Origin of the sequence: Pantoea pleuroti (genome assembly GCF_014156615.1) — a bacterium.
Classification (GTDB): Bacteria; Pseudomonadota; Gammaproteobacteria; order Enterobacterales; family Enterobacteriaceae; genus Pantoea; species Pantoea agglomerans.
Window position 1 is genome coordinate 235,582 of record NZ_SBFD01000004.1, and the last position, 24,645, is coordinate 260,226.

24 protein-coding genes, 1 pseudogene and 1 riboswitch are annotated in these 24,645 nt (G+C 53.3%); of the genes and pseudogenes, 16 read left to right on the top strand and 9 right to left on the bottom strand.

Annotated elements, in window-relative coordinates; translation table 11 throughout:
* Nucleotides 1-106 precede the first annotated feature (106 nt).
* Nucleotides 107-499: a winged helix-turn-helix transcriptional regulator gene (locus EPG66_RS11855; RefSeq protein ID WP_039389774.1), complete on the top strand. Its 393-nt coding sequence runs from the start codon at nt 107-109 to the stop codon at nt 497-499.
* A gap of 29 nt (nt 500-528) precedes the next feature.
* Here EPG66_RS11855 and EPG66_RS11860 read toward each other — a convergent pair whose 3' ends face one another.
* Entirely contained in the window at nt 529-1,350 is an 822-nt protein-coding gene (locus tag EPG66_RS11860; RefSeq protein WP_163845385.1) for a Cof-type HAD-IIB family hydrolase, read from the bottom strand.
* A gap of 254 nt (nt 1,351-1,604) precedes the next feature.
* Between EPG66_RS11860 and EPG66_RS11865 the strand changes: the two genes are divergently transcribed.
* On the top strand, nt 1,605-2,867 hold the full coding sequence (locus EPG66_RS11865; RefSeq protein ID WP_069026816.1) for a DUF1479 domain-containing protein: 1,263 nt from the start codon (nt 1,605-1,607) through the stop codon (nt 2,865-2,867).
* A gap of 76 nt (nt 2,868-2,943) precedes the next feature.
* Nucleotides 2,944-3,693, top strand: a complete 750-nt coding sequence (locus EPG66_RS11870; protein ID WP_069026817.1) for a DeoR/GlpR family DNA-binding transcription regulator — start codon at nt 2,944-2,946, stop codon at nt 3,691-3,693.
* Here the strand turns inward: EPG66_RS11870 and EPG66_RS11875 are convergent.
* Nucleotides 3,690-4,709: a LacI family DNA-binding transcriptional regulator gene (locus EPG66_RS11875; protein ID WP_163658725.1), complete on the bottom strand. Its 1,020-nt coding sequence runs from the start codon at nt 4,707-4,709 to the stop codon at nt 3,690-3,692. The two genes, EPG66_RS11870 and EPG66_RS11875, sit on opposite strands and share 4 nt — an antisense overlap.
* A gap of 256 nt (nt 4,710-4,965) precedes the next feature.
* Here EPG66_RS11875 and ascF point away from each other — a divergent pair, with 256 nt between their 5' ends.
* The 6 genes from ascF (at nt 4,966) to EPG66_RS11905 (ending at nt 11,332) form a co-directional block, all read left to right on the top strand.
* Nucleotides 4,966-6,432, top strand: coding sequence for a PTS cellobiose/arbutin/salicin transporter subunit IIBC (gene ascF / locus EPG66_RS11880; RefSeq protein WP_069026819.1), 1,467 nt, complete (start codon nt 4,966-4,968; stop codon nt 6,430-6,432).
* 36 nt (nt 6,433-6,468) lie between these two features.
* Nucleotides 6,469-7,899 (top strand): 6-phospho-beta-glucosidase, encoded by a 1,431-nt coding sequence (locus EPG66_RS11885; RefSeq protein WP_039389761.1) that lies wholly within the window; start codon nt 6,469-6,471, stop codon nt 7,897-7,899.
* 106 nt (nt 7,900-8,005) lie between these two features.
* Nucleotides 8,006-8,108, top strand: a riboswitch (TPP riboswitch).
* A gap of 68 nt (nt 8,109-8,176) precedes the next feature.
* Complete coding sequence (locus tag EPG66_RS11890; RefSeq protein WP_182686942.1) at nt 8,177-8,878, top strand: TenA family protein; 702 nt, start codon at nt 8,177-8,179, stop codon at nt 8,876-8,878.
* The gene (locus EPG66_RS11895; RefSeq protein ID WP_182686944.1) at nt 8,875-9,615 is read left to right on the top strand and encodes an ABC transporter ATP-binding protein; all 741 of its coding nucleotides are present in this window, start codon (nt 8,875-8,877) and stop codon (nt 9,613-9,615) included. Before EPG66_RS11890 ends, EPG66_RS11895 begins: the two co-directional genes overlap by 4 nt.
* Nucleotides 9,612-10,373 (top strand): ABC transporter permease, encoded by a 762-nt coding sequence (locus EPG66_RS11900; RefSeq protein ID WP_115758085.1) that lies wholly within the window; start codon nt 9,612-9,614, stop codon nt 10,371-10,373. The genes EPG66_RS11895 and EPG66_RS11900 overlap by 4 nt, the downstream gene beginning before the upstream one ends.
* Nucleotides 10,374-10,396: 23 nt before the next feature.
* The gene (locus EPG66_RS11905) at nt 10,397-11,332 is read left to right on the top strand and encodes an ABC transporter substrate-binding protein (protein ID WP_182686946.1); all 936 of its coding nucleotides are present in this window, start codon (nt 10,397-10,399) and stop codon (nt 11,330-11,332) included.
* 36 nt (nt 11,333-11,368) lie between these two features.
* On the opposite strand, the gene EPG66_RS11910 is transcribed toward EPG66_RS11905, so the two are convergent.
* Nucleotides 11,369-13,141 carry a sensor domain-containing phosphodiesterase gene (locus EPG66_RS11910; RefSeq protein ID WP_069026825.1) on the bottom strand — a complete coding sequence of 591 codons (1,773 nt, stop codon included), beginning with the start codon at nt 13,139-13,141 and terminating at the stop codon, nt 11,369-11,371.
* 152 nt (nt 13,142-13,293) lie between these two features.
* A complete protein-coding gene (locus EPG66_RS11915; protein WP_083069822.1) occupies nt 13,294-14,520 on the bottom strand; it encodes an FAD-dependent oxidoreductase in 1,227 nt (408 codons plus the stop codon).
* A gap of 165 nt (nt 14,521-14,685) precedes the next feature.
* On the opposite strand from EPG66_RS11915, the gene EPG66_RS11920 reads away from it, so the two are divergent.
* Together EPG66_RS11920 and clcA are read left to right on the top strand one after the other, a co-directional pair.
* Nucleotides 14,686-14,994, top strand: coding sequence for a YicS family protein (locus tag EPG66_RS11920; protein WP_083069832.1), 309 nt, complete (start codon nt 14,686-14,688; stop codon nt 14,992-14,994).
* Between the two features lie 94 nt (nt 14,995-15,088).
* Nucleotides 15,089-16,477, top strand: coding sequence for a H(+)/Cl(-) exchange transporter ClcA (gene clcA / locus EPG66_RS11925; RefSeq protein WP_182686948.1), 1,389 nt, complete (start codon nt 15,089-15,091; stop codon nt 16,475-16,477).
* A gap of 19 nt (nt 16,478-16,496) precedes the next feature.
* On the opposite strand, the gene EPG66_RS11930 is transcribed toward clcA, so the two are convergent.
* Nucleotides 16,497-17,021, bottom strand: coding sequence for a phenolic acid decarboxylase (locus EPG66_RS11930; RefSeq protein ID WP_010246964.1), 525 nt, complete (start codon nt 17,019-17,021; stop codon nt 16,497-16,499).
* 374 nt (nt 17,022-17,395) lie between these two features.
* Between EPG66_RS11930 and EPG66_RS11935 the strand changes: the two genes are divergently transcribed.
* Both EPG66_RS11935 and EPG66_RS11940 read left to right on the top strand, forming a co-directional pair.
* Nucleotides 17,396-17,782 carry a LysR substrate-binding domain-containing protein gene (locus EPG66_RS11935; RefSeq protein ID WP_275895832.1) on the top strand — a complete coding sequence of 129 codons (387 nt, stop codon included), beginning with the start codon at nt 17,396-17,398 and terminating at the stop codon, nt 17,780-17,782.
* A gap of 702 nt (nt 17,783-18,484) precedes the next feature.
* Nucleotides 18,485-18,721 carry a hypothetical protein gene (locus EPG66_RS11940; protein ID WP_162828746.1) on the top strand — a complete coding sequence of 79 codons (237 nt, stop codon included), beginning with the start codon at nt 18,485-18,487 and terminating at the stop codon, nt 18,719-18,721.
* Nucleotides 18,722-18,867: 146 nt separating this feature from the next.
* Here EPG66_RS11940 and EPG66_RS11945 read toward each other — a convergent pair whose 3' ends face one another.
* A complete protein-coding gene (locus EPG66_RS11945; protein ID WP_069026828.1) occupies nt 18,868-19,548 on the bottom strand; it encodes a type 1 glutamine amidotransferase domain-containing protein in 681 nt (226 codons plus the stop codon).
* 161 nt (nt 19,549-19,709) lie between these two features.
* On the opposite strand from EPG66_RS11945, the gene EPG66_RS11950 reads away from it, so the two are divergent.
* From EPG66_RS11950 to EPG66_RS11960, 3 genes and pseudogenes are all read left to right on the top strand, one after another.
* Nucleotides 19,710-20,627, top strand: a complete 918-nt coding sequence (locus EPG66_RS11950) for a LysR family transcriptional regulator (RefSeq protein WP_182686950.1) — start codon at nt 19,710-19,712, stop codon at nt 20,625-20,627.
* 712 nt (nt 20,628-21,339) lie between these two features.
* A complete protein-coding gene (locus EPG66_RS11955) occupies nt 21,340-21,687 on the top strand; it encodes a cupin domain-containing protein (RefSeq protein WP_099257109.1) in 348 nt (115 codons plus the stop codon).
* An 8-nt stretch (nt 21,688-21,695) separates the two neighbouring features.
* Nucleotides 21,696-21,872: pseudogene (locus EPG66_RS11960) on the top strand (TraU family protein); the annotation flags it as partial.
* A 195-nt stretch (nt 21,873-22,067) separates the two neighbouring features.
* Here the strand turns inward: EPG66_RS11960 and copM are convergent.
* The 3 genes from copM to EPG66_RS11975 form a co-directional block, all read right to left on the bottom strand.
* On the bottom strand, nt 22,068-22,418 hold the full coding sequence (copM, locus tag EPG66_RS11965; RefSeq protein ID WP_031374866.1) for a CopM family metallochaperone: 351 nt from the start codon (nt 22,416-22,418) through the stop codon (nt 22,068-22,070).
* A gap of 126 nt (nt 22,419-22,544) precedes the next feature.
* On the bottom strand, nt 22,545-23,951 hold the full coding sequence (locus EPG66_RS11970) for a heavy metal sensor histidine kinase (protein WP_099257110.1): 1,407 nt from the start codon (nt 23,949-23,951) through the stop codon (nt 22,545-22,547).
* Entirely contained in the window at nt 23,948-24,628 is a 681-nt protein-coding gene (locus EPG66_RS11975; protein ID WP_099257111.1) for a heavy metal response regulator transcription factor, read from the bottom strand. Before EPG66_RS11975 ends, EPG66_RS11970 begins: the two co-directional genes overlap by 4 nt.
* Nucleotides 24,629-24,645 lie beyond the last annotated feature (17 nt).

The following is a 24,645-nucleotide window of genomic DNA, read 5'->3' on the forward strand; positions in this document are numbered from 1 at the left end:
GCCTCTTCTCACCTGGTGGTCGTAAAGAAAGCGGCCCACTATAGACACACGGAAACCCATTTGGTAGTAGTTACCTTTTGGTTACCATACTAATTGGGAAGTCACTATGCCGGTCTGGGTTGAAGGAAAACTTTGCTTTTATGCGGATTCACCGCCGCGCCGCCTGCTGGAGCTCTTTTCGGTGAAGTGGAGCACGATGGTGCTGCATGCGCTCTATCACTGGCCGGAAAATCGGGCGCGTACAGGCGAACTGGAGCGCAGCCTGCAGGGTATTTCGAAGAAGATGCTGATTCAGACGCTGCGTGAGCTGGAGCAGCGCGGACTGGTGTCGCGTCAGGTCTGGCAGGTGGTGCCACCAAAAGTGGAATACAGCCTCACGCCGCTGGGGCATACTTTCGCCCAGCCGATTGAGCAGATGTATCAGTGGGGACTGGAGAATCAGGCTGCGCTGGATGAAATGGAACATCACACGCGCAGCCATCAGGAGAGTGGCGGATAGAACACCGCCAGTTTTCACGCAGTGCAGGCTTAATCGAACGGGAATTCGCGCGCCAGCACGCGGGAAATGACATTCAGCGCGCCTTCATCATTGTTGCTCTGAGTCTGATAGCGCGCCACGGCAGCGACCGAATCAGCAGCATTGGCCATTGAGAAACTGAAGCAGGCCTGACGCAGCATCTCAATATCATTAGCGCTGTCACCAATTGCCAGCACTTCACAATCGCTGATGCCCCATTTTTCCTGCAGCAACGCAATGCCATGAGCCTTATGGCAGCCGGGAATAATGAGATCAATAAAGCCAAAACCGCTGGATACCGGATGCATGATGTTTTCCAGCTCACCCAGACTGGAATGCAGTCTTTGCAGCAGTGCATCCACCCCTTCGTGCTCCAGTTTCAGCGAGAATTTGAAAATGGTGTCGTCGATGGCATAGAGGTCATCGCGTTTTTCCAGCCGTTGATAGTGGTTTGCAAGCATTGTCATCACCTCTTCAGAGGTGGATGAATGCATATAGGCGCCGTTGCGTCCACAGACCACGACCGCGATGTCAGGTTCATGCGCCAGGATATCGAGGATCTTATGCACTTTCTCCTGAGCTAACTCTCCGCAGAAGATCTCTTCATTACAGTCAGAGACCCATGCGCCATTTTCCGCCACGAAAGCGATCTCATCTTTGATGTCGGGAAAATAGCGCTGCAGCTGGTAATACTGATTACCACTGGCCACCACAAAACGGATGCCCTTCTGCTTCAGCAGCGCATACTGACGTGAAAACCGCTGAACGTTGTACTGCTTATTGTCGTCCAGAAAGGTGCCGTCCATATCCACCGCAATCATCTTAACCGCCATCTCGCCTGCCCCTCTACGTTCGCCGTTCTGTCCTTTCGGCTGATTGATTTGATTCATAAAGCTTACTCGCTGTGTGGATTAATGAGAATGCAAATAGTGACTTTGCTAACGGCTTTCGGAGCGTTCCGGTTTCGGAGTTGTGTTATCACGCACGTTTTTTTTCGTTAAAAGGATGTTAACCTCAGCCATATATTACGAATGAAGGTTATTTCAATTACATTCGTAACTCAACCCCAGACATTCAGGAGCATGAGATGCGTGAAGAATCCCGATCAACCCCTTTACCTGACGACGTCAAAGCCGCTATTCGCGAGATGAAACAGCAGTTACGTCAACAGATTGGTGATGTCGATGCCCTATTCCGCCAGGTTTGCGACAATATTAATGCTGCGATTGCTGAAGCAAAAGCAGATGAAAAGCGCACGGGCAGCGCCTGGCCAGTAGTGCCCATGCAGGACATTGCGGCGGGCAAGGTTTCGGATGAAACCCGGGCGCTGATTAAACGTCGCGGCTGTGTGGTAATTAAGCAGCACTTCGCGCGTGAGCAGGCGCTGGCATGGGATAAGTCGATGCTCGACTATCTGGATCACAACCGGTTTGACGAACACTATCGCGGCCCCGGAGATGACTTTTTTGGATCGCTGGCCGCCTCCCGTCCTGAAATCTATCCGATTTACTGGTCACAGGCGCAAATGCAGGCGCGGCAGAGCGCGGCAATGGCTGACGCGCAATCTTTTCTGAACCGGTTATGGAAGTCTGAATCGCAGGGCAGGCAGTGGTTTGACCCGGATGTCAGCGTTATCTATCCCGATCGCATCCGTCGCCGCTTGCCGGGCACCACGTCGAAAGGATTAGGCGCCCATACCGATTCCGGCGCGCTGGAACGCTGGTTACTCCCCGCGTATCAGCAGGTTTTCAGTAAGCTGTTTCACGGTGATTTTGCCGCTTACGATCCGTGGGATGCGGCTCACCGCACCGAAGTGGATGAGTATGATCTGCCGGGTACCACCAAATGTTCCGTATTCCGGACCTTTCAGGGCTGGACCGCACTCTCTGACATGATCCCCGGTCAGGGCCTGCTGCACGTGGTACCTGTGCCGCAGGCGATGGCCTATGTCCTGCTGCGCCCGCTGCTTTCAGACGTACCTGAAGATGAACTGTGCGGCGTCGCACCGGGCCGGGTGTTGCCCGTTAATGAACAGTGGCATCCGCACCTGATTGCCGGACTCTGTTCGATACCGGCCTTAGAGGCGGGCGATTCGGTATGGTGGCACTGTGATGTGATCCACGCCGTTGCACCGGTTGAAGATCAGCAGGGCTGGGGCAATGTGATGTATATCCCCGCTGCGCCAATGTGTGACAAAAACCGCGCCTATGCCCGGCGGGTTGCACAGGCCCTGGAGCAGGGACGTTCGCCGGGAGATTTTCCACCGGAAGATTATGAAACAGAGTGGGACCAGCGCTTTACGCTGCAGGATCTCAATCTCAACGGACGCCGGTCGCTGGATTTGTCCTGACCCCAATCCCGCGTTGTACACCGGCGCGGGATATCCCTGCTACACTGTAGCTCCTTTTTTTCTGCGAAACGCAATTATGAACCCGCGACATCATCAGATTATTCAACTGGTTAATAGCCGGGGCAGCGTAACGGTCAGTGAGCTGGCGCAGCTTACCGGGGTTTCTGAAGTGACGGTGCGTCAGGATCTCACGCTGCTGGAACGCGACCGACTGCTGCGGCGGGTTCACGGCTCCGCGCTGGCACTGGATAGCGATAACGTGGGCACCCGCATGAATACCCGCTATCCCACTAAGCAGGCGCTGGCACGACATGCGGCCAGCCTGGTTCAGGCGGGTGAATCGGTGTTCATCGAAGGCGGCAGTACCAATGCGCTGCTGGCGCGTGCGCTGGCTGACCGCGCCGATCTTACGCTGATTACCGTCAGTCACTATATTGCCCAGCTTCTTCGGGAAGCCGCCTGTGAGGTGATTGTGCTCGGTGGCCTGCTGCAGAAAAGCAGTGAGTCGGTAGTCGGCCCGCTGACGCGGTATTCCATCCAGCAGGTTCATTTTCATCGGGCATTTGTTGGCGTGGATGGCTGGCATCCGGAGACCGGTTTTACCGGCCGCAACATGCTGCGCTGTGATGTGGTGGATGCCGTGCTGGCGAAAGGCGCTGAGAGCTATGCCCTGACCGACGCCTCCAAGTTTGGTCAGATTCACCCCTATCCGCTTTCATCCGGTTATCAGGTCGGGCATGTGATCACCGATGAGACGCTGGATGCGGCGACGGTAGCGCAGCTCAGGGAACAGGCGATAGAGGTGATACAGATCGCCGCAGGTTAAGCAGAACGGTTGGGGCCTTTAGTAACTGAGTCCCGCTGCATCAGGCTGGCCGTGAAAGGTGCCTGAGTATGCCAGTCTCCGCCATCCAGCATGGTCAGCAGGCGGTTAATCGTCTCATCGATCATCTCGGTGACCGGTAGTTTCATGCTGGATAACGACGGCGTAATGTAGGGTGCCAGCGGAATATCATCGAAGCCAATCACCGAAACCTGCCCGGGTACCGCGATGTTGCATTCAGTCAGACGCTTGATTGCACCAATCGCCATCTCATCATTACTCGCCACCAGCGCGCTGAATGTCACCCTGCGTTCCAGCAACGTGTCCACGGCCGCCATACCGCTCTGCGCCGTCCATTTACCCGTCACGATTAGCCGGGAATCGGCTTCAATGCCCTGCGCGGCCAGCGCAGCGTGATAGCCGGAAAGCCGCTCCACGCCGGTCGGCGAATCGAGCGAACCGGTGATAAACGCGATCTCGCGATGTCCCTGATTCAGCAGATGGCTCACCGCTGTGGCGCTGCTGGCGTGCTGATCGCTGTAAATACAGTAGCTGTGGTTGACGCGCAGCCGCCGGTTGATCACCAGTATCGGCTGTTTATGCCGCGAGATAATCGCATCCAGCGCGTCAATGCTCAGGAAGCGCGGATAGATAATAATGCCGTCACAGCGCAGATCGAGCAGAAACTGTATCGCCGCCTCTTCCTGCTCAGCGGTGTGTTTGCCGTCCGCCAGAATCAGCTGGCGGCCCTGCTGCTCCAGTATGCGCGCGGAGTGTGCCATCAGTTCAGTGAAGTAGCTGCCGCTGTAGAGCGTATTGGTGATCACCAGTCCAATGGTCTGAGACGTTTTTGTCGCCAGGTTGCGCGCCAGCAGATTGGGCCGGTATCCGGTTTCGGCAATCGCCTTAAGTACTTTTTCACGCTTTTCCTGTCCGACATAGCCATTGCCCGAGAGCACACGTGACACTGTCGCTTTTGAGACGCCCGCCCTGTTTGCCACTTCCTGAATCGTTGCCATGGTGATGCTCCTTTGCTGCGTCGTCCTGCAGTCTACCTAAGCCTCTCAATGTTGGAAATATTTACCCCGCCTTTCAACGAAGTTACCTGGCAGCATCAGGTGATGGAGTTCACAAAAAAGAGATCTGGTTGATTTTGGCGCTTGTCGGCGCCGTGAAAGCACTTCATGATTTTGTGAAACCGGTTTCCTATTTGCCTGCCAGCAGGCGCTAAAACATAAAAACTTTGACCGATTTACCCTACAGAGAAGAGCGATCATGCCCAGAAATTATGCCGAGGTGTCACGCGCCATCGTCGATGCGCTAGGCGGCCTCACCAATATCGAAGCCGTAACCCACTGCATGACCCGCCTGCGGTTTGTGGTGAAAGATGAAACTCAGGTCGACTATCCCCGGCTCAAGGCGATCAATGGCGTAATGGGCGTGGTGCACAACGACACCCAGTGCCAGGTGATCATTGGTAACAACGTGTCACAGGCTTATCAGGCGGTGCTGGAGCTGGGCTCGCCCGCAGCGACATCGGCTGCACCCGTAAAACGTAAAATCACGTTGCGGGGCATCGGCGCCGGTATTCTTGATGCGCTGGTGGGCACCATGTCGCCGCTGATTCCGGCCATTATTGGCGGGTCAATGGTTAAGCTGCTGGCAATGATCCTGGATATGGCGGGCGTGTTTGAGAAAGGCTCATCAACGCTGGTCATCCTCAACGTAATTGGCGATGGCGCATTTTTCTTCCTGCCGATTATGGTAGCCGCCTCTGCGGCGCTAAAATTCAAAACGAACATGTCACTGGCGATCGCCATTGCCGGTGTACTGGTTCATCCCAACTTTGTTGAACTGATGGCGAAAGCGGCACAGGGTCAGGCGGTGGAATTTGCTTACATCCCGGTGACCGCGGTGAAATATACCTACACGGTGATCCCGGCGCTGGTGATGACCTGGATCCTGTCGCACATTGAGCGCGGCGTAGATCGTATTACCCCTGCCGTCACTAAAAACTTCCTGAAACCGATGCTGATTGTGCTGATTGCGGCACCCATCGCGATTGTGCTGATTGGTCCGATTGGCATCTGGATCGGCAGCGGCATCTCCGCGCTGGTCTATACCGTGCATGGCTATCTTGGCTGGCTTTCTGTCGCGATTATGGGCGCAATCTGGCCGCTACTGGTGATGACCGGGATGCATCGGGTGTTCACCCCCACCATCATCCAGACCATTGCCGAAACCGGCAAAGAGGGCATGGTGATGCCGTCAGAGATAGGTGCCAACCTCTCGCTGGGAGGATCGTCGCTGGCGGTGGCGTTCCGGACTAAAAACCGTGAACTGCGCCAGACCGCGCTGGCAGCGGCGGCATCAGCGATTATTGCCGGCATTTCAGAACCGGCGCTCTATGGCGTTGCAGTCCGCTTAAAACGCCCCCTGATCGCCTGTCTGATCAGTGGTTTTATCTGCGGCGCGGTCGCGGGCATTGGCGGGCTGGCCAGCCACTCCATGGCCTCTCCCGGCCTGTTTACCAGCGTACAGTTCTTCGATCCCACCAATCCCATGAGTATTGTCTGGGTCGGTGCGGTCATGGTGTTGTCTGTGGTGCTCTCATTTGTGCTGACGCTGCTGTTAGGTTTTGAAGATATTCCTGAAACCGAGCCTGAAACCAAAACCGCACCAGAAAGCACAACGCAACCTGCGCCCGTTACCGAACGCGCTAACGCGATTAATAGCCACTAAAGGAAAGGGTCATGCTGACCCGGAAAAGAGGATTGCATGTCTGATTCAAGGTTTCCGCAAGGATTTTTATGGGGCGGCGCACTGGCCGCCAACCAGAGTGAAGGCGGCTTTCGTGAGGGCGGAAAGGGCTTAACCACCGTTGACATGATTCCACATGGCCCGCACCGTATGCCGGTCAAACTCGGTCTGGAAAAGCGTTTTACCCTGCGTGACGATGAATTCTATCCCAGCCATGAAGCCATCGATTTCTATCACCGCTATCCGGAGGACATTGCGCTGATGGCGGAGATGGGGTTTAGCGTGTTCCGCACGTCGATTGCCTGGAGCCGTCTCTATCCCAATGGCGATGAACTGACGCCCAATCCGCAAGGCATCGCCTTTTACCGCGCGGTCTTTGAGGAGTGCCGCAAATATAATATCGAACCGCTGGTCACGCTCTGTCACTTTGATGTGCCGATGCATCTGGTGACTGAATATGGCTCGTGGCGCAATCGCAAAATGGTCGACTTTTTTGCTCGTTATGCCCGCAGCTGCTTTGAGGCGTTTGATGGCCTGGTGAAATACTGGCTGACCTTTAATGAGATTAATATCCTGCTGCACAGCCCGTTTTCCGGCGCCGGTCTGGTGTTCGAACCCGGTGAGAACAAGGATCAGGTAAAGTATCAGGCGGCCCATCATGAACTGGTCGCCAGTGCGCTGGTGACGCGCATTGCGCATGAAGTGAATCCGATGAACCAGGTCGGCTGCATGCTGGCAGGTGGCAACTTCTATCCCTGGTCGAGCAAGCCGGAAGATGTCTGGGCAGCACTGGAAAAGGATCGCGAAAACCTGTTCTTTATTGATGTGCAGGCGCGCGGAGCCTATCCGGCCTACGCCGCCCGCGTATTCCGTGAAAAAGGGGTGACGCTTGAGATTGCTGACGGTGATGCCGACATCCTGAAAAACAGTGTCGATTTTGTCTCGTTCAGTTACTACGCCTCACGTTGCGCCTCGGCAGAGATGAACGAGCAGAACAGTAGCGCCGCCAATGTGGTGAAATCGCTCACCAACCCCCATGTACCGCGCAGTGAGTGGGGCTGGGGCATCGATCCGCTCGGCTTACGCATCACCATGAATATGATGTATGACCGCTATCAGAAGCCGCTGTTTCTGGTGGAGAATGGCCTGGGTGCGCGCGATGAGATCGAATCAAATGGTGAGATCAACGATGATTACCGCATCAGCTATCTGCGCGAACATATCCGCGCCATGGGTGACGCAATAGAGGATGGCGTGCCAGTGATGGGTTATACCAGCTGGGGCTGTATCGATCTGGTTGCCGCCTCAACGGGTGAAATGAGCAAGCGTTACGGATTTGTCTATGTTGACCGCGACGACCTGGGTAACGGTACGCTGGCGCGCACGCGGAAGAAATCGTTCTGGTGGTACAAAAAAGTCATTGCCAGTAATGGCGCAGATCTTGAGTGACAACGTCACTTAAAATCTATCGTCATGCTGTTACTGGCGCGACAAAAACGCCGGAACAGCACGCTTATTTGTACCGTTGTACTCTGGCAGTAATTATCGTATAACCAATGTCTCCGAGGGGTGTCCTGTAATGGGCTGAGATGGCGCAAGCCGAACCCTTTGAACCTGATCTGGGTCATGCCAGCGAAGGGACGGGTCGGCAGATTTTCTGCGTCATCTCCTGCAATATTCCCTGTTCCAGACCGTATGCCCGGATCTCCCTGTTACTGGAGATCCTATGTCACATCCGCTTTTCGACACCGGCTTTTATGGTCGTCTGCGCCAGCAGGCGGGCGGCCAATGGCACGCCTATATCGGGCACGAGTTTGTGCGGCAACTCGGTCAGGGCACCCTGCCACCCGCGGCCTTTCGCCACTATCTCACTCAGGATTATCTCTTTCTGCTGCACTTCGCCCGTGCCTGGGGCCTGCTGATCAGCAAACTCTCTGAGCCAGACGCATTACGCAGCGCGACGGCATCGCTTAACGCCATCGTCAGTGAACTGCCGCTTCACCAGGCGTACTGCCAGCAATGGGGCATCAGCGAGGCGGCAATGGCGAGTGAACCCGAGGCAGTGGAAACGCTCAACTACACCCGCTACGTGCTGGACGTGGGTCACACCGGGGATGCGCTGGAACTGCTGACCGCGCTGATGCCGTGCGTTGCCGGTTATGCTGAAATTGGCCTGACACTACTGCATGACCCCGCGACCCGCTTTGAGGGGAATCCTTACGCAGCATGGATAGAAAATTACGGCGACGAAGCCTATCTGGCTGGCGTTCGCTCCTCACTTTCACTGTTTGAAACCCTGGCCCGGCAGCGTGCCGGTGAACACCGGTTTCACCCGCTGGCGGAGATCTTCACCACCGCGACCCGGCTGGAAGCCGCTTTCTGGCAGATGGGTTTCAAACATGCTGCCGCCCAGCGGAGCAGTTCATGAAGCTGCCGTGCAGTCCGGTGCCGCCAGGCATTTCAATTCGCCAGCTCAGCCTGAATTATGGCCAGCAGCCACTCTTCAGCCAGCTTGATCTGGAGATCGCGGGCGGTGCTTTTACCGCTTTACTGGGTGCCAGCGGCGTCGGAAAAAGCAGCCTGATGCGGGTCATTGCTGGTCTGACGCCACCCTGTGCCGGTCAGGTCAGCGGCAGCGACGGCCTGCCGCTGACCGGACGCATCGCCTGGATGGGGCAACAGGATCTGCTCTATCCGTGGCTCACGGTTGAACAAAATGTCTGCCTCGCCAGTCGCCTGAAAGGTGAAAGGGCCGATCGCGACTGGGCGCAGCATCTGCTGATGCGGGTAGGTCTTAGCCACTCTGCGAACGCGCGACCCGCGACACTTTCCGGCGGGATGCGTCAGCGCGCCGCGCTGGCCCGCACCCTCTACACCCGTCAGCCGGTTGTGCTGATGGATGAGCCCTTCTCCGCACTGGATGCCCTCACCCGCGCTCAGATTCAGACGCTGGCTGCAGAAGTGCTGGTCGGACACACCGTGCTGCTGATTACCCATGACGCCGCCGAAGCCTGTCGGCTCAGTCACTACGTGCTGATGATCGGTTCTGCGGGTATTGAAACCTGCCCGCCTCTGCCGGGCCAGCCACCAAGGGCTGCAGACGACATACAGGTATTGCAGAGTCAGGCCGCATTGCTGAAGCAGCTGAGCAGGATAGCGGGATGAGATTACACAAAGGTTTTGCCGGTCTTCACCGTGGAGTGATGCTTTTTGCCGGACTGATTGCGCTGTGGTGGCTCGCCACACTGACTTCGGTTCCGGCCTTTCTGCTGCCCTCACCCGCCGCAGTCGGCATCGCACTGTGGCAAAACGCAGGCTATCTCGGCCATCACACTTTAATTACCCTGACCGAGATCGTCAGCGGCATGGCTCTCGGCGTGCTGCTGGGGAGTGTGCTGGCGCTGGGCATGACCTTTTCGCCGTGGCTGCAGCGCTGGATGATGCCGCTGGTGATCACCAGCCAGGCGATTCCGGTTTTTGCCCTGGCGCCGCTGCTGGTGCTCTGGTTTGGTTTCGGCATGGGCGCAAAGGTCGCGATGGCCGTCCTGGTGATCTTCTTCCCGGTGACCTCCGCCTTTTTTGATGGCCTGCGTCGCGTCACGCCCGGCTATCTCGATCTGGCTCGCACGCTGGGCGCATCACCTGTAGCGCAACTGCGCCATGTCCGGCTGTTAGCCGCGCTGCCCGCCCTGGGCTCAGGATTACGGATGGCGGCAGCCGTCGCGCCGATAGGCGCAATCATCGGCGAATGGGTCGGCTCGGCCGAGGGGCTGGGCTACGTGATGCTGAATGCCAACGCCCGGATGCAGAGCGACCTCTGTTTCGCCGCCTTGTTTATTCTGGTGCTGATGACGCTGGCCCTGTGGCTGACCCTCGACATCCTGCTGCGCCGCCTGATTACCTGGGCACCCGAGACACATTAATAACCAAACCAATGAGAAAACCCATGACAAAAATGCCTCTGCTTACCCTGCTGTTCAGCGCCACCTTAGCCACACAGGCTCAGGCGATGGAGAAACTGACTCTGGTGCTCGACTGGTATATCAATCCCGATCATGCGCCAATTATGGTGGCCCAGCAGACCGGCGCGTTTGCGGCAGAAGGGCTGGAGGTTAACATTGTGCCGCCTTCCGATCCGGCGCTGCCGCCGCGTCTGGTGGCAGCAAAGCAGGCGGACTTAGCGATTACCTATCAGCCGCAGCTGCATTTCTTCGCCGATCAGGGATTGCCCTTGATGCGGGTGGGTACGTTGATTAACAGTCCGCTGAATACGCTGATGACGTTAGACACAACGGTAAAAAAACCAGCCGATTTAAAAGGTAAACGCATCGGCTATTCCGTCAGCGGCATTGAACAGGCGACACTGGCGACCATGCTGAGCCATGATGGCGTAAAGGCCGATCAGGTTAAGCTGATTAACGTCAATTTCCAGCTCACCAGCGCCCTGATGACCGGGCAGGTGGATGCCGTTATCGGCGGCTATCGCAATATCGAAGCGCTGGAGATGAAACAGCAGGGTAAAAACCCGGTGGTCTTCAACGTCGAGGATTATGGTGTTCCGGCCTATGACGAACTGATCATCGTCGCCAACCGTGATGAGGCTCACTCGGAGAAAATCAAAAAGTTTTTGCGGGCACTGAAGAAAGGTAATGCGCAGTTGCAGGCGCACCCGGAGGAGAGCTGGCAGGCCTTTGCCCGCGCGCATCCGGAGCTGAACACGCCGCTGAATCATCAGGCATGGCGTGCCACCCTGCCGCTGTTTGCCGCCGATCCGGCAAAACTGGATCGCGCACGCTATCAGGCTTACGAGCAATTTCTGTTTGATAACAAGCTGATTAAAAGCATCACGCCGGTTGAGCGCTACGCTACCGGCAGTGAGTAATATGAGAGCCCGCAACGATTGCTGCGGGCCACTTGTCTAGTGTGACTTCTGATAAAGCCAGTGTTCAATATCGCTGGCTGGCAGCGGTTTTGAAAAGAAGTAGCCCTGGATTTGATCGCAACCGTAAGTTTTCAGCAACGTCAGGGTGGCTTCCGTCTCAACGCCCTCGGCCAGCACGGTGTAGTTCAGCTCTTTCAGCATCTGAATAATGCATCTGACGATGATTTTTGATGCATCATCTTCACCCATACGCGAGATCAGGGATCGGTCGATTTTGATCACATCCAGCGGGATATCCTGCAGATAGCTGATGTTGCTGTAGCCGGTGCCGAAATCATCCAGCGAGATCACAAAGCCGTGTGATTTCAGCGCTTCCAGCCCGCTGATCGCCACATTGGTTTTGGTGATCAGTTCATTTTCAAGACACTCAATGCCCAGAATAGAATTGGGTAACTTAGCCGCCGCTAATTTCGCCACCAGCCGATCGGCAAAATCGGGCTGTGCAAAGTCGCGCTCGCTGACATTTATCGAAACCGGAATCAGATCGTACTCGCGATCCCAGCGCGCAAGCTGCTCAATGGTATGATCGATAACCCAGTTGGTAAGATCGGAAATCAGGTTGGTTTTACCCGCTAACGGAATGAATTCTGAAGGGAAAAGCTCGCCCCGCTCAGGATGATTCCAGCGGATCAGCGCCTCCAGTCCGACCGTTTTACCGGTTTTGAGACACACTTTAGGCTGCCAGGCCAGGTAAAGCTCTTCGTCTTTATTCAGCGCCTGAGCCAGATCGTTCATGATCATGAAGTCATCGGTGCGCCGCGAGTCGTAACTCTCTTCAAAACACATCGCACTGATATTCTCATCAATCGCCTCATGCAGCGCGCTCACCGCCTGACGTACCGTTTCATTGGCATTCATCTGGCCCGGCACAAACTCTGTTTCACCGGTAAAGACATCCAGGTCGAGCGTGATATTTTCCGCCAGATCGGCCTTCATGCCCTTAAACAGGTCGATCATGTTATGTGCGGTATAACGACCCGAGTAGGGCTGGACAATGGCAAAACGGCCTGGGGCGAAAGTATAGAGCGTCTCATTCTCCGGGAGATTAAGCCGGTGTGCCAGATCCTGCGCCATCTGCCTTAAGAGTTTCTCCATCGGTGCAATACCCACCGCACGGGAAAGCTCATAGGCACGAATGATGTCGAGGCAGTCGATAAGAATCAGGCGAAAGCGGCTCTGTGGTGCAACAAGGGTCAGCTGCTGAATATCTCGAATCAGGCGAGGGCGATTTGGCAGGTGCGTAATGACATCGGCAAAACCTGCGTTGTTCCAGACATCCAGAAAAGAGGTAACCAGTGTAGCCAGTGAGCGCAGCGTAGCGAGTTTCTCATCCGTAAAGGGATGTGGCTGCGTGTCGGTCACGCAGAGCGTGCCCAGCGTCGCGCCGTCGAGATTCTGCAGCGAGACACCGGCGTAGAAACGAATATGCGGATCGCCTTTAACAAACGGGTGCGTGACAAAGCGCTCATCCAGTAAGGTGTCATACACCACCAGATGACCCTCACCATCGATGACGTGGCGGCAGAGAGACTCATCTCGGGTCGATTGCTTAAGATCGAAGTTCCGTGACGCTTTAATATATTGATTATGATCGTCAATAATCGAAATGAAGCTGCCAGAAATACCCAGCACCTGGCTGGCAAGATTAACGAATCTTTCCAGCACTTTATCCCGGGCTTCATCCGGTGATAAAAGCGCCTTAATCGTACTCAGACGTTTTATGTCGCTGCCATTTTGCTCGTTATGCACTGAAACCTCTCCTATGCAGGCGCAAAAATCGAAAATAATTTAGCTCAGAAATGCTCAATTAGCGCCCAATTATCAGATAAATAGCGGCTCAATCTGACAGTACTTTCACTGTGAAACAGTGTCGCATGATATCTGATCGCTGTCGAAATCATTTAACGCTCTTCTTTTATGTGCGCAACCTGCGGCGACTCCGTCCTGAAGCCCAGACCGATCAGGCGTCCCAGTACAAAACGCAGAAACGGCAGGCGCTGGATAATCGCGGGAACCTTGCTGCTTCCCGTAGGTTTTCTTTTTGCTTTGCTGCGGCTCATTTTGATCTGCAAAAACTGCGTGGCGACGGTAGGGAACTGACGGCGCTTCTGCACTTTTTCCAGATCGCGCAGCTGCAGTTCTCCCCGCTTCAGGGGATCGGTCAAAAGATTCGCCGTCGCCACCGCATCCTGAATCGCCAGATTTACGCCAACCCCGCCAATCGGCGACATGGCATGCGCCGCATCACCAATGCAGAGCACACCAGGTTTCGCCCACTTATCCAGTCGGTCAATCCGTATCGACAGCAGCTTAAAGGCTTCCCAGCTCTCGATTTCCGCCATGCGCGTCGCTTCAAAGGGCGACAGGGCCGCCACTTCTGCTTTAAACGCGTCGAGTCCTGTGGCCTGTTTCGCTTCAAACTCCCCTTTCGGAATGGTCAGTCCGCACTGCCAGTAGTCGCCGCGATCGATAACAATAAAGTTCTGGCGTGGCCCTTTATGGCCCATGCCCAAATCGGGATCCTGCGGCTGTTTACTTAAGCGGAACCAGATGACATCACGTGCTGCGCCGAATTCCTGTCCGGTCAGTCCTGCCGCTTCGCGAACGCGTGAATGGCGGCCATCTGCACCGACCACCAGTTTACAGCGGATGTGCAGTTGCTGATTCCCGCGGGAAGCTATCACACCACTGACCTTGCCATTTTCAACATTCAGCGACTCAAAAGAGGTCGACTGCAGCAGGCTGAAGCCCGAATACCGGGCGCTCTGTTCAGCCATATAGTTCAGGAAATCCCACTGCGGCATAAAGGCGATAAAACGGCACTGAACCGGCAGGCGTGAAAAATCGGCCATCGTAATACTCTGTCCGCCGATTTCCGCCTCCAGCTTTTCGGCACGCTGATGCGGCAGCGTCAGGAAAGATTCCAGCAGACCGAGCTGATGCATAATTTCCAGCGTCGAAGGATGGATGGTGTCACCGCGAAAATCGTGGAGAAAATCGGCGTGCTTTTCGATCACCACCACGCGCAGGCCTGCGCGGGCGAACAGATAACCCAGCATTAATCCGGCCGGGCCACCGCCGACGATACAACAGTCAGCGGTGAGAATTTCAGTGGAATGTGGCTGCATGTCAGCTCCCTGTCACGCCAGTATTGCTATGATTATTGCGTCGACCGTGACGATGTTGCCGCAGTCGGTCGGGAATATTGTGCTCAGGCTAATCACTCAATGCGATTAATATCAAATGAAAACTGCCGAAGACCCGATCCTGTCCTCAGCAGTCAGGAGACCATCATGAACGCGATCCGCAACACGCTGTTTATTCTGCCGCTGTTAAGCCCGCTGATTGTGGCAGCCGCACCCTACGACACGCTAAAGTTTGCGCTGCGTCAGCAGCAGATAACTGACGATCTGCGCCAGAAGTGCCAGTTATCGCCAGCCATCTCCGATGAAAAACTGCGCCAGACGTTTCTTAACGATAAGCAGAACCAGAAGCAGAATCAGGTCACGCTGACTGCGGCGGCTCAGGCGCTGAAAAACCAGGATGATCCAGCCTACCGCGAACGCATGGCGCAAGTGGTTTGTCCACCACAGACGAATTAACCCTTTACCCCGATGAAATTGATCCTGACGTTTGTTTTCACCTTATCACTCAGTAAACTGGGGCGCTGGTCTGATTGAACAAGAATGCCTCTCAATGAATGAAGAATCACCGCAGCCGGTTTATGTTCCCCGCTCCATCGCGGCGCGCAGCCGGATGTTTCGCGCCCTGCTCTATCGTGATAAAACGCCGCTGGCGATGCTGTTCTGTGCCGCGCTGGTCGGTACGCTGGTTGGCCTGGCAGGTGTGGCCTTTGCCCGGGCCGTTGAAGCAATACAGCAGTGGCGTGCTGACACGCTTATACCATCGCAGTTTCAGGGCTGGATGCTCTACGCCGCTGCTTTTGCCATCTCCGCTCTGCTGGCGATGGTGGGCTATTTTCTCGTCCGGCGCTTTGCTCCCGAAGCGGGTGGCTCCGGTATCCCTGAAATTGAAGGGGCGCTGGAAGAGCTCAGGCCTGTGCGCTGGTGGCGGGTGATTCCGGTGAAGTTCTTTGGCGGCATGGGCACGCTGGGTGCCGGTATGGTGCTGGGCCGGGAAGGCCCGACAGTGCAGCTGGGCGGGAACATTGGCCGCATGGTCATTGATATTCTGGGGATGCGCAGCAATGAGGCACGTCATACGCTGCTGGCAACCGGCGCGGCGGCCGGTCTGGCGGCGGCGTTTAATGCGCCGCTGGCAGGCATCCTGTTTATCATCGAGGAAATGCGTCCGCAATTCCGCTATAACCTGATTTCAATTAAAGCCGTGTTTACCGGTGTGATTATGGCCAGCATCGTGTTTAGCTGTTTCAACGGCGAACAGGCGGTGATCTCCGTCGGCAAGCTGGCTGATGCGCCCGTACAGACGCTGTGGCTCTATCTGGTGCTCGGTATGATAATCGGTATGGTCGGCGTCCTGTTTAACCGCCTGATATTTATCACGCAGGATCTTTTTGCCCGCTTTTATGCCGGTAAAACGGCACGCGTGGTGCTGGCCGGTGCATTGCTGGGCGGCGGATGCGGTATTCTGGCTCTGCTGTTTGCACCTGGCGCAGGCGGCGGTTCAGAACTGATTCCACAGGCGGTCCATGGCGTCTTTCCGTTCACCCTGCTGCTGATCATCTTTCTGGTCAGGCTGGTGACCACTCTGCTCTGTTTTGGCTCAGGTGCGCCGGGCGGTATTTTTGCGCCGATGCTGGCGCTGGGTACGCTGCTCGGGACAGCCTTTGGCGTGGCAATGACGGACCTGTTCCCGTTTTATCATCTGGAAGCGGGCACTTTTGCTATCGCGGGGATGGGAGCGCTGTTTGCGGCGTCGGTAAGAGCACCGCTGACCGGTATCGTGCTGGTGCTGGAGATGACCGATAACTATCAGCTGATATTGCCGATGATTATTACCTGTCTGGGCGCTACGCTGCTGGCGCAGTTTCTGGGGGGGAAACCACTCTACTCCTCAATCCTGGCCCGCACGCTGGCGCGTCAGGCAGAAGCTAGCCGCCCTTAGGGGCGGCTAGCCGGCTCAGTTACTTACCATCAAAATAGTCAGCAGGCATCTGTCCAGGTGCCTGATTAATGACTTCATCGTTATCAGGTCCTTCATTCTTCATATAAGTCACTTTTGCAAACTCTGGAATAATCACATACGGATAGGCCGGGCCTTCATCGCGGAAGCGATGCATATCTTCAATGAAGTCATTCTGATAACAGATAGTTTTTTCCGGATGCTGACCTTCACCGGCAATCCACTGCGGGAAGAAAATTGTGCCGTGAACCAGGGTGCGATTCAGATCAAACAGCAGGCTGACGCAGGTGCCGGTGGGTTCATGCCAGTCTACTTTGTAAATGCCCGGGGCGAACTGAATCGCGTGCATTTTCTGGTTGGTCACCCAGCGGCCACCTACCAGTCCCTGATGAATGCGGTAATCACAGGTGGTTTCGTTGCGAGCATACCACTCATATTTCCAGCCATTATCATAGGTATAGACAAAATGCGTACCGACGAACTGAGAAAGATCGCTGGAGATATTCTCTGGAGATTCTGCAGACATTTTAACCTCTGTTTGAATAGCGCACTTTACAGGCGCCGATGATTTCAAAATAAGCTATACGGCAACGAATCGGTCAATATTGACTATGACGCAGATTGATTTTTTTGCCATCTGAAAGCGGAAATGGTTCGCGACAGATAATTTAAAAACCCGTAAAAAATCCTTCTTATCGCCGTCAGGATAAGAAACCTCAGAAGATCCATGATTTCAGTAAAAAGCCTCTGGATACTGGCGAATGTAGTGATCTGAAATGGGATATTTATCCATCTTAAATTACTATACAGAGTAGATTTCATTATCAATTATTTTAGATATTACAAATAAAATCAATAGGTTATAATACTACTTCTTTCAACTAAGAGTATATTTGTCTGCTGAGTGAAAATCATCCTCTGGCGGGCAGTGCGACGCTGTCGCTGGATGAGTTCTGTGCGCAGGATCATGCGCTTGTTTCGTGGCCCGGTGGAAATTTTCATGGGGTTACCGATCAGGCTTTGGCTGAGATTGGCCGGGCCCGTCGGGTAACGCTCTCAGTTTGCAGTTTTCTGGTGCTCCCGGAAATTTTGCGCGTCACTGATTTGGTAAGCGTGGTACCGAAACGACTGGTGGTCGACACCACGGGTCTGGTCATGTTGTCACCACCGCTGATCATCCCCGGCTTCAGTAAAATCATGGCCTGGCATGACCGAACACATCATCACAAAGGGCATGAGTGGCTGCGTGAGCGACTGGCGTCCGTGGCTAAAACGGTGGTGTATTGACAGGGATACCGGACTGCGGCTCACTGTTTTGCGATTTTGTTTAAGTAACAGACAGGATAACGGGGCGTTATGTCGCATTCTGTCCGACGTCGAAAAGGCAAAATCGCGCTTTACTATGTCGATAGCGGGGTAAAAATTGATGCTGGGGAGATCAGGAAAGAGAGTGTTGAGCTGAGGAAAAAATAGCAGAAGAATAAACCGCGCGTGAAGCACCCAGGTTATTTTTTTAAAAGCTGTTTTGGTAATGGTAATTAGTCACATTTACGTTCTGAAAAGAACTGACAGACATCGTAAAAAGATAAAAGCCCTGACTGAAATAGCCAGGGCTTTTAAGGTACTACAGATTTTACGTTTACCATTAACTAACTTAATTGATAGGTACTACTTCGGTACTGCTATTTATGAACAGATCCTGCGGATAATAATGATCACGATACTTAAATGTCACTATTATTAGCGGTTTCAACCACCTGATAGTCTTTCAGGAGACAAAGACAGGTCAGGCCCGTATAAATCTGCACACCCCCATCGCGATATATATTCTTTGATGCGTTGCCTTACTTTCATTACGACGTTTAAACCGCAATCGTATCCTGTCGTAACGTAACGTTCAGAACTACGAGGCCTTACATCATCGCGACGCGATACTACATACTTCTTAAAGACTTACTTCGACTCCATTTAACAGGGTTATCTTAACTAATGAACAGTTTTAAAGAACAATGTTTAACAGAACCACCGACAAGTTCAACTCACAAATTTGTCGGACCTTTTTACTTTACTCATAACGCTTTTGTTTCCGGTTTATCAGGGCAACTGCACGCCGCTGATGAGTCCTACTTTACGGATATAAAAAACGATGTCAACACTGGTTTTAAAAACATGTTTATATTTGCAGTGAATTTTTCAGGCAATAATTTTGCTTTGAAGCGCCCGTAAATTTATTATCAATGTTAAGAAAAATTGACCCCTAATCTATTCAACCTGAATAATTAAGCAGGTCACTATCTGCCCCGGCACTTAACTAAAGGAATAAAAAAAGGCGCCCGCAGGCGCCCTCAGAACTCAGCATGCTGTAAAGAGCTTTATTTTGCCAGGCTTGCCAGTAAAACCTTCGCGGTCTCGGCTGATGAACCTGGGTTCTGACCGGTAATCAGCAAACCGTCCTGAACCGTGTAGGACTGCCAGTCATCGCCTCGTGAGTAGAGACCCCCGTTCTGTTTCAGCACATCTTCAACCAGGAACGGCACCACCTCAGTCAGGCCAACGCCCTCTTCTTCACTGTTCGTGAAGCCAGTGACTTTTTTCCCTTTGACCAGAGGCGTGCCATCAGCATTTTTCACATCACGCAGGACACCTGGAGCATGACAGACCAGCGCAACCGGTTTTCCCGCCTGCAGGGTTTTCTCAATCAGCGAAATGGAGTGTTTGTCGTTTGCCAGATCCCATAAAGGACCATGGCCGCCTGGATAGAAAACGGCGTCAAATGCTTCCTGATCAACAGTATCAAGCTTGACGGTCGAGGCCAGTACTGCCTGAGCAGCAGAGTCGGCATGGAAGCGGCGGGTCTCATCAGTCTGAGAATCGGGTTCATCACTTTTTGGATCGAGTGGAGGCTGTCCGCCCTTCGGTGAAGCCAGGGTAATCTCTGCGCCCGCATCAAGAAATGCATAGTAAGGTGCAGCAAGTTCTTCCAGCCAGAAACCGGTCTTCTTGCCAGTGGTGCCCAACTCATCATGCGAGGTCAAAACCATTAAAATTTTCATTTCCGCTCCATATAACAGTTAGTCGGTTTCAGGTGTAAGGATAGTCAGAACCAGCGTCTGAGCCGCCATCTTCTGCGTTGACCCGTTAATCATGGCGGGGTTACGAATATTTATGAAATTTATTTCTTCAATTTCAGTTATTCACATAGCATTATAGCTTAATGAAATACGATCTGAATTTACTGCCAGTTTTGCTGGTCATGATGGAGGAGCGCAACGTTACCCGCGCAGCGGAACGGCTTGGCATAACCCAGCCGGCACTTTCTAATGCATTAAACCGGCTGCGTGAAACGCTTAACGATCCGCTATTTATCCGCGAACGTTACGGGATGCGACCGACGCCGAAAGCGGAACAGCTGGCCCAGGTGGTCGGTGCTGCGCTGTCATCGATCGACAAGGTTATTCTTGGCCAGCAGAACTTTGATCCACTTAATGCCACCCGGCTCTTCACGCTTGCGCCTAACAGCTATGTAGAATTCATCATGATGCCTGCCATCGTGGCTCGTCTGAGGAGCTGTGCGCCCGGCATCCGACTCCGCCTCACTCCTTTTGGCAATGACGTTACTGAAACCGGTGTGATTTCAGGTAATACCGATATGGTGCTGGGTCGTATCGTGGAGCCGCCCGACAATCTCGTCGTTCAGCACCTGATGAATGAAGGTCTGGCCTGCGTGATACGCGCCGATCATCCACTGGTGGGCGAAAATCTCAGCGCGGAGCAATATGAGCAGCTAAAGCACGTCAACGTTTTGCCGCCTGGCCGTATGCGCGCCGGTTTATATCAGGCGCTTGAACAGCGGGGCCTGCGTCGTCAGGTTGCAGTCTCCGTCACACACTTTCTGGCCGTGCCGGAAATGATTGCGGTCACGGACTACTGCGCTACCCTGCCGCGTTTGATCTGTCAGCATCTTTCACGCGATCAGCGGCTCAGAATTGTTCCCGCGCCGGTTGACCTGGGCACCTTTCCGGTTGAAATGGGCTGGCATGCACGCTATCGCGACGATCCTGCCCATCGCTGGTTCAGGACGTTGATTACGGAGACGGCACAGTCACTGTCTGATCCCCAGATAAACAATTAGCACGATCACCATTTACGCACTAATAGTTAATATTGATATCATAACCTGAGTTACTATTATTCCCATCGGAGGCAAACATCCTCCCAGTTCATAACTCAGGAATATGACAGTAAAGCCGTGTTGAACCCTGCTTTGACTGGGATTTGAATCGTGATTGTTAAGCCTGAACTTAAGTATGTACACCGCTATGTACACAAAACAACACAATAGCCTTCTGCTTAAAACCAAACTGTAGGTGACGACGGTTCGTAAACATCCATGACGAGCACCATCACTTCTCTAGCAGTATTCTCCCCTTAGCCCTTCCCCTACGATCGTCCTTCCGTCATGAGATGTATCCCCGAAATAACCACCTTGCCATTTATTTTTTTCGCGAGCTGGCGAGCTTGAACTCTACCAGATGCCAAGCTAAGCCTCGGACGTCCGGTTAATTGACATGTATCCTTAAGGCGTGTTAATGCACATTATGTTTGTCGGATTTGCCATCATCGTGCGATTCGAGATGGCCTTAGCTGCTTTATAATGCAGCTAAGGTCCGGTAAGAGCGAAAAGCGGACATTACGGTCCCGTAATACATTTATGACTGCCAGATATGTTGAACAAAGCTGTTCAGGTCTTTAGGTAATTATCACCTGATGCGAACCGATAGTATCTCTCGGTATAACTTTCGGAATGACTTGAAAAACAGACACAAACGAACAGGAGAACGTTGATGATTTCAAAGGATAATGCTGAGCATTACGTGTGGGCCGATGATTGCGATGGTTGGTATCTGGTAAACCGTCAAGACATGTTGGTTATTCATGAAAAAATGCCTCCCGGCACTTCTGAAAAGCGACATTTTCACTCCGTTTCCAGACAGTTTTTCTTTATTCTCAATGGCATTCTTTCAATAGAGTTGGAAGGTGAAATGCGCAATATTAAAGCCCTGCAGGGGCTAGATATTCCACCGGGGTCAAAGCATCAAGCCAGAAACGACACTGAGTCTCCCGTAGAATTTATTGTAATTTCGCATCCGACGACACGAGGGGATCGTTCTGACCTCCTTTCTTCCTACTGACAACTCACGGACATCCGGCCACCTCGCTGATTGGCGGCAACATTGCCGGCTACTCATGCGATACAGCGGCCCGAGCGCTCAATCCCTACTTCCTCAGCACCCTGGATTCCCTTATGTGGCGTTCGGGCCTGCCGGAATCGCTTTATCCGGAGGCGCTTATTCCCGGACAGCGCGAGCTGGGCAGCTAGGCCAGCGCCAACATGTGGGGTATCCCTGAATATCAGTTGGTGATAATCAGGCTTTAACGTAATGGCGTCAGATATATCTGTATGATGACGCTGTAAAATCAAACCTGTTTAGCTGAGTGTATAATGGATGCAAGCTTACTGAAGGATTCTTTGGGCAGAACCCTTCAGAGCGTTTATAAAGCCGGATGACCGTTATTTTTTCAGCCACGCTTCCATGTGCTCTATTTCACTTTTCTGTGCCTTGATGACATCTTCTGCCATCTTCTTCATTTCCGGATCTTTCCCGTATTTCAGCTCCGTTTCAGCCATGGCAATCGCGCCCCTGTGATGCTCGATCATGCCTTTGGCAAACGCCCTGTCAGCGTCCTGCTCCTTCAGGGCATTCATCATGCTACTGTGCATCTTTTGCATACCTGACATGTACTCTTTTGATGCCGGAGACATGCTCATCTCATGCGTCATTTTTGAGGCCGGTTGCTGAGCCATAACCGCAGCCGGCAGGACAAACAGCAGGGAGGCAAGAATCATATGCGGTTTTTTCATAAGGTAACTCCTTATAGGTAAGATATTTACTTCAGGTTTTCCCGGGCATCCTTTCATATGTCCGGGAACATAACCTTGATACAGAGCAGTTCAAATCATGAAATTTTAGCCCGGAAAATTTTGTTATTACGGTCCCTCTGTTGCCGGCATGATGGCCGTGAACGTAATGACATTATCATTCACGGCTACCTGCAGATCGCCTTCATGGGCCAGCAAAATGGACCGCGTAATAGAAAGACCGAGTCCCGCGCCATCCGTATTATGCTGCCTGGATGCATCGCCCCGGTAAAAACGGTCAAACAGTCGGCCCAGACTTTCCGGTGCAATATCTTCTGTGTGATTGGAAATATGTACAAAGGCCCTGTCCGAGTTATGCTCTGCTGATACGGATATGGCAGAGCCCGGCAGAGAATATTTTATGGCGTTGGTGATCAGATTACTCAGCGCACGACGCAGCATCAGGCGATCGCCTCTGACGAGAGCATCACCTTTAAGCTTCAGCGTTTTATGACTTTCACCAGCAAGAGGCTCGAAGAAATCAATCAGTTCCTCGAGTTCTTCGTGCAAGGAGACGTTCTGCTTCTCCAGTATCATCAGGCCATTTTCTGACTTCGCCAGAAAAAGCATGTCACTGCTCATTCTTGCAAGCCTGCTCAGCTCTTCCAGATTAGAGAAAAGTACCTCCCGGTAACTGGCTGCATCACGATCCCGGGACAGGGCAACCTGCGTCTGCATCATCAGGTTACTGACAGGCGTACGCAGCTCATGGGCAATGTCCGATGAAAACTCAGAAAGGCGCCTGAAGGATTTCTCCAGCCTTTCAAGCATGCTGTTGAATTCAGCCACGGTAGCCATCAGCTCGGCCGGCAGATTGTGCGCAGGAAGACGTTTACTGAGGTTGTTGATGGTGACAGCGGAGGCCAGACGGTTTAATTCATTCAGCGGCTTGAGACCCATCCTTGTGACAAACCAGCCCAGTAATACCGAAATGAACATCAGCCCGCCGTTGAACCAGATCAGCCATTTTTTGAGCTGGCTGATAAATTCATCATGAAAGCCGGTATCATAAGCGGCTGTTATCAGGACATCATGTTGTCCGCCTGCTTTCTGCGCACTGATTTTTCTGACAATAACATTATAACGCCAGCCTTCATCCTCTACTGTCTGCATCGTATCCGGATATGCGGCTTCGCTGGCAAAACGTCCGTAAGGAAGCGGAAAACCGGGCGAGGAATAGTCGGCAAGTAACCGGTTATCCGACGTTTTAATCGACAGATACAACCCGCTGTGACCTACCATGGCATCGGCAACCTTGCGTGCAAGCGAAGCACTGTCTGGCAGCCCGGAATCAGCTTCACTTTCCAGTAGTTCGGTTGCCAGCTCAAGCTTTCCTGTCAGCAGTGCGGCATCCTGATGGCGAAAATAGCTGCTCAGGGCAGCCACAAGCAGGACACAGGAAAGAAGCCAGGCAGACATCATTACACCGGCAAATATCACGCTCAGCCGTGTAGTCAGGGACCAGTTACGCTTCACTCTTCACGTATCTCCAGAACATAACCGATGCCCCGCACGGTATGAATGAGCTTTGGCGTAAAGTCATCATCTACCTTGCTGCGAAGCCGCCTGACGGCAACGTCAATGACATTGGTATCGCTTTCAAAATTAATATTCCAGACCAGGGAGGAAAGCAGGTTTCTTGGCAAAATCTCCCCGGTTCGCTGTAACAACAACTCAAGCAGCACAAACTCTTTGGTAGACAGGTGAATTTTTTTCCCCGACCGGCTCACGGTTCGGCGGGAGGCGTCCATGATCAGATCTGCAATGCTGTGGTTTCCTGAAGCCTGTGTACGGTTACGCCTGAGCAGCGTGCGGATACGGGCCAGAAGCTCGGCAAAATCGAAAGGTTTTAGCAGGTAATCATCCGCACCCAGATCGAGCCCTTTAATTTTTTCGCTGACGTTATCTCTGGCCGTCAGGAACAGGACGGGCTCTTCGTGGCGTGCCATGCGCATCTGCTGCAGGATATCCCAGCCGTCCATTGAGGGCAGCATGACGTCCAGGATTATCAGGTCATAATGCTGACGCAGAATATGCTCCAGGCCCTGACGCCCGTCGTTCACCAGGGTCACGTCATAGCCTGCTTCCTGGAGTCCCTGCTTCAGGTAAGTACCGGTCTTCAGTTCATCCTCAACAATCAGCATGGTTGTCATGGTGCGTTTTTTCCTGC

Bases quoted from the DNA above. Each gene is read 5' to 3' on its own strand.
- EPG66_RS11855 (WP_039389774.1), top strand. From the start codon at position 107: ATGCCGGTCTGGGTTGAAGGAAAACTTTGCTTTTATGCGGATTCACCG.
- EPG66_RS11860 (WP_163845385.1), bottom strand. From the start codon at position 1,350: ATGGCGGTTAAGATGATTGCGGTGGATATGGACGGCACCTTTCTGGAC.
- EPG66_RS11865 (WP_069026816.1), top strand. From the start codon at position 1,605: ATGCGTGAAGAATCCCGATCAACCCCTTTACCTGACGACGTCAAAGCC.
- EPG66_RS11870 (WP_069026817.1), top strand. From the start codon at position 2,944: ATGAACCCGCGACATCATCAGATTATTCAACTGGTTAATAGCCGGGGC.
- EPG66_RS11875 (WP_163658725.1), bottom strand. From the start codon at position 4,709: ATGGCAACGATTCAGGAAGTGGCAAACAGGGCGGGCGTCTCAAAAGCG.
- ascF (WP_069026819.1), top strand. From the start codon at position 4,966: ATGCCCAGAAATTATGCCGAGGTGTCACGCGCCATCGTCGATGCGCTA.
- EPG66_RS11885 (WP_039389761.1), top strand. From the start codon at position 6,469: ATGTCTGATTCAAGGTTTCCGCAAGGATTTTTATGGGGCGGCGCACTG.
- EPG66_RS11890 (WP_182686942.1), top strand. From the start codon at position 8,177: ATGTCACATCCGCTTTTCGACACCGGCTTTTATGGTCGTCTGCGCCAG.
- EPG66_RS11895 (WP_182686944.1), top strand. From the start codon at position 8,875: ATGAAGCTGCCGTGCAGTCCGGTGCCGCCAGGCATTTCAATTCGCCAG.
- EPG66_RS11900 (WP_115758085.1), top strand. From the start codon at position 9,612: ATGAGATTACACAAAGGTTTTGCCGGTCTTCACCGTGGAGTGATGCTT.
- EPG66_RS11905 (WP_182686946.1), top strand. From the start codon at position 10,397: ATGACAAAAATGCCTCTGCTTACCCTGCTGTTCAGCGCCACCTTAGCC.
- EPG66_RS11915 (WP_083069822.1), bottom strand. From the start codon at position 14,520: ATGCAGCCACATTCCACTGAAATTCTCACCGCTGACTGTTGTATCGTC.
- EPG66_RS11920 (WP_083069832.1), top strand. From the start codon at position 14,686: ATGAACGCGATCCGCAACACGCTGTTTATTCTGCCGCTGTTAAGCCCG.
- clcA (WP_182686948.1), top strand. From the start codon at position 15,089: ATGAATGAAGAATCACCGCAGCCGGTTTATGTTCCCCGCTCCATCGCG.
- EPG66_RS11930 (WP_010246964.1), bottom strand. From the start codon at position 17,021: ATGTCTGCAGAATCTCCAGAGAATATCTCCAGCGATCTTTCTCAGTTC.
- EPG66_RS11940 (WP_162828746.1), top strand. From the start codon at position 18,485: ATGAACAGTTTTAAAGAACAATGTTTAACAGAACCACCGACAAGTTCA.
- EPG66_RS11945 (WP_069026828.1), bottom strand. From the start codon at position 19,548: ATGAAAATTTTAATGGTTTTGACCTCGCATGATGAGTTGGGCACCACT.
- EPG66_RS11950 (WP_182686950.1), top strand. From the start codon at position 19,710: ATGAAATACGATCTGAATTTACTGCCAGTTTTGCTGGTCATGATGGAG.
- EPG66_RS11955 (WP_099257109.1), top strand. From the start codon at position 21,340: ATGATTTCAAAGGATAATGCTGAGCATTACGTGTGGGCCGATGATTGC.
- copM (WP_031374866.1), bottom strand. From the start codon at position 22,418: ATGAAAAAACCGCATATGATTCTTGCCTCCCTGCTGTTTGTCCTGCCG.
- EPG66_RS11975 (WP_099257111.1), bottom strand. From the start codon at position 24,628: ATGACAACCATGCTGATTGTTGAGGATGAACTGAAGACCGGTACTTAC.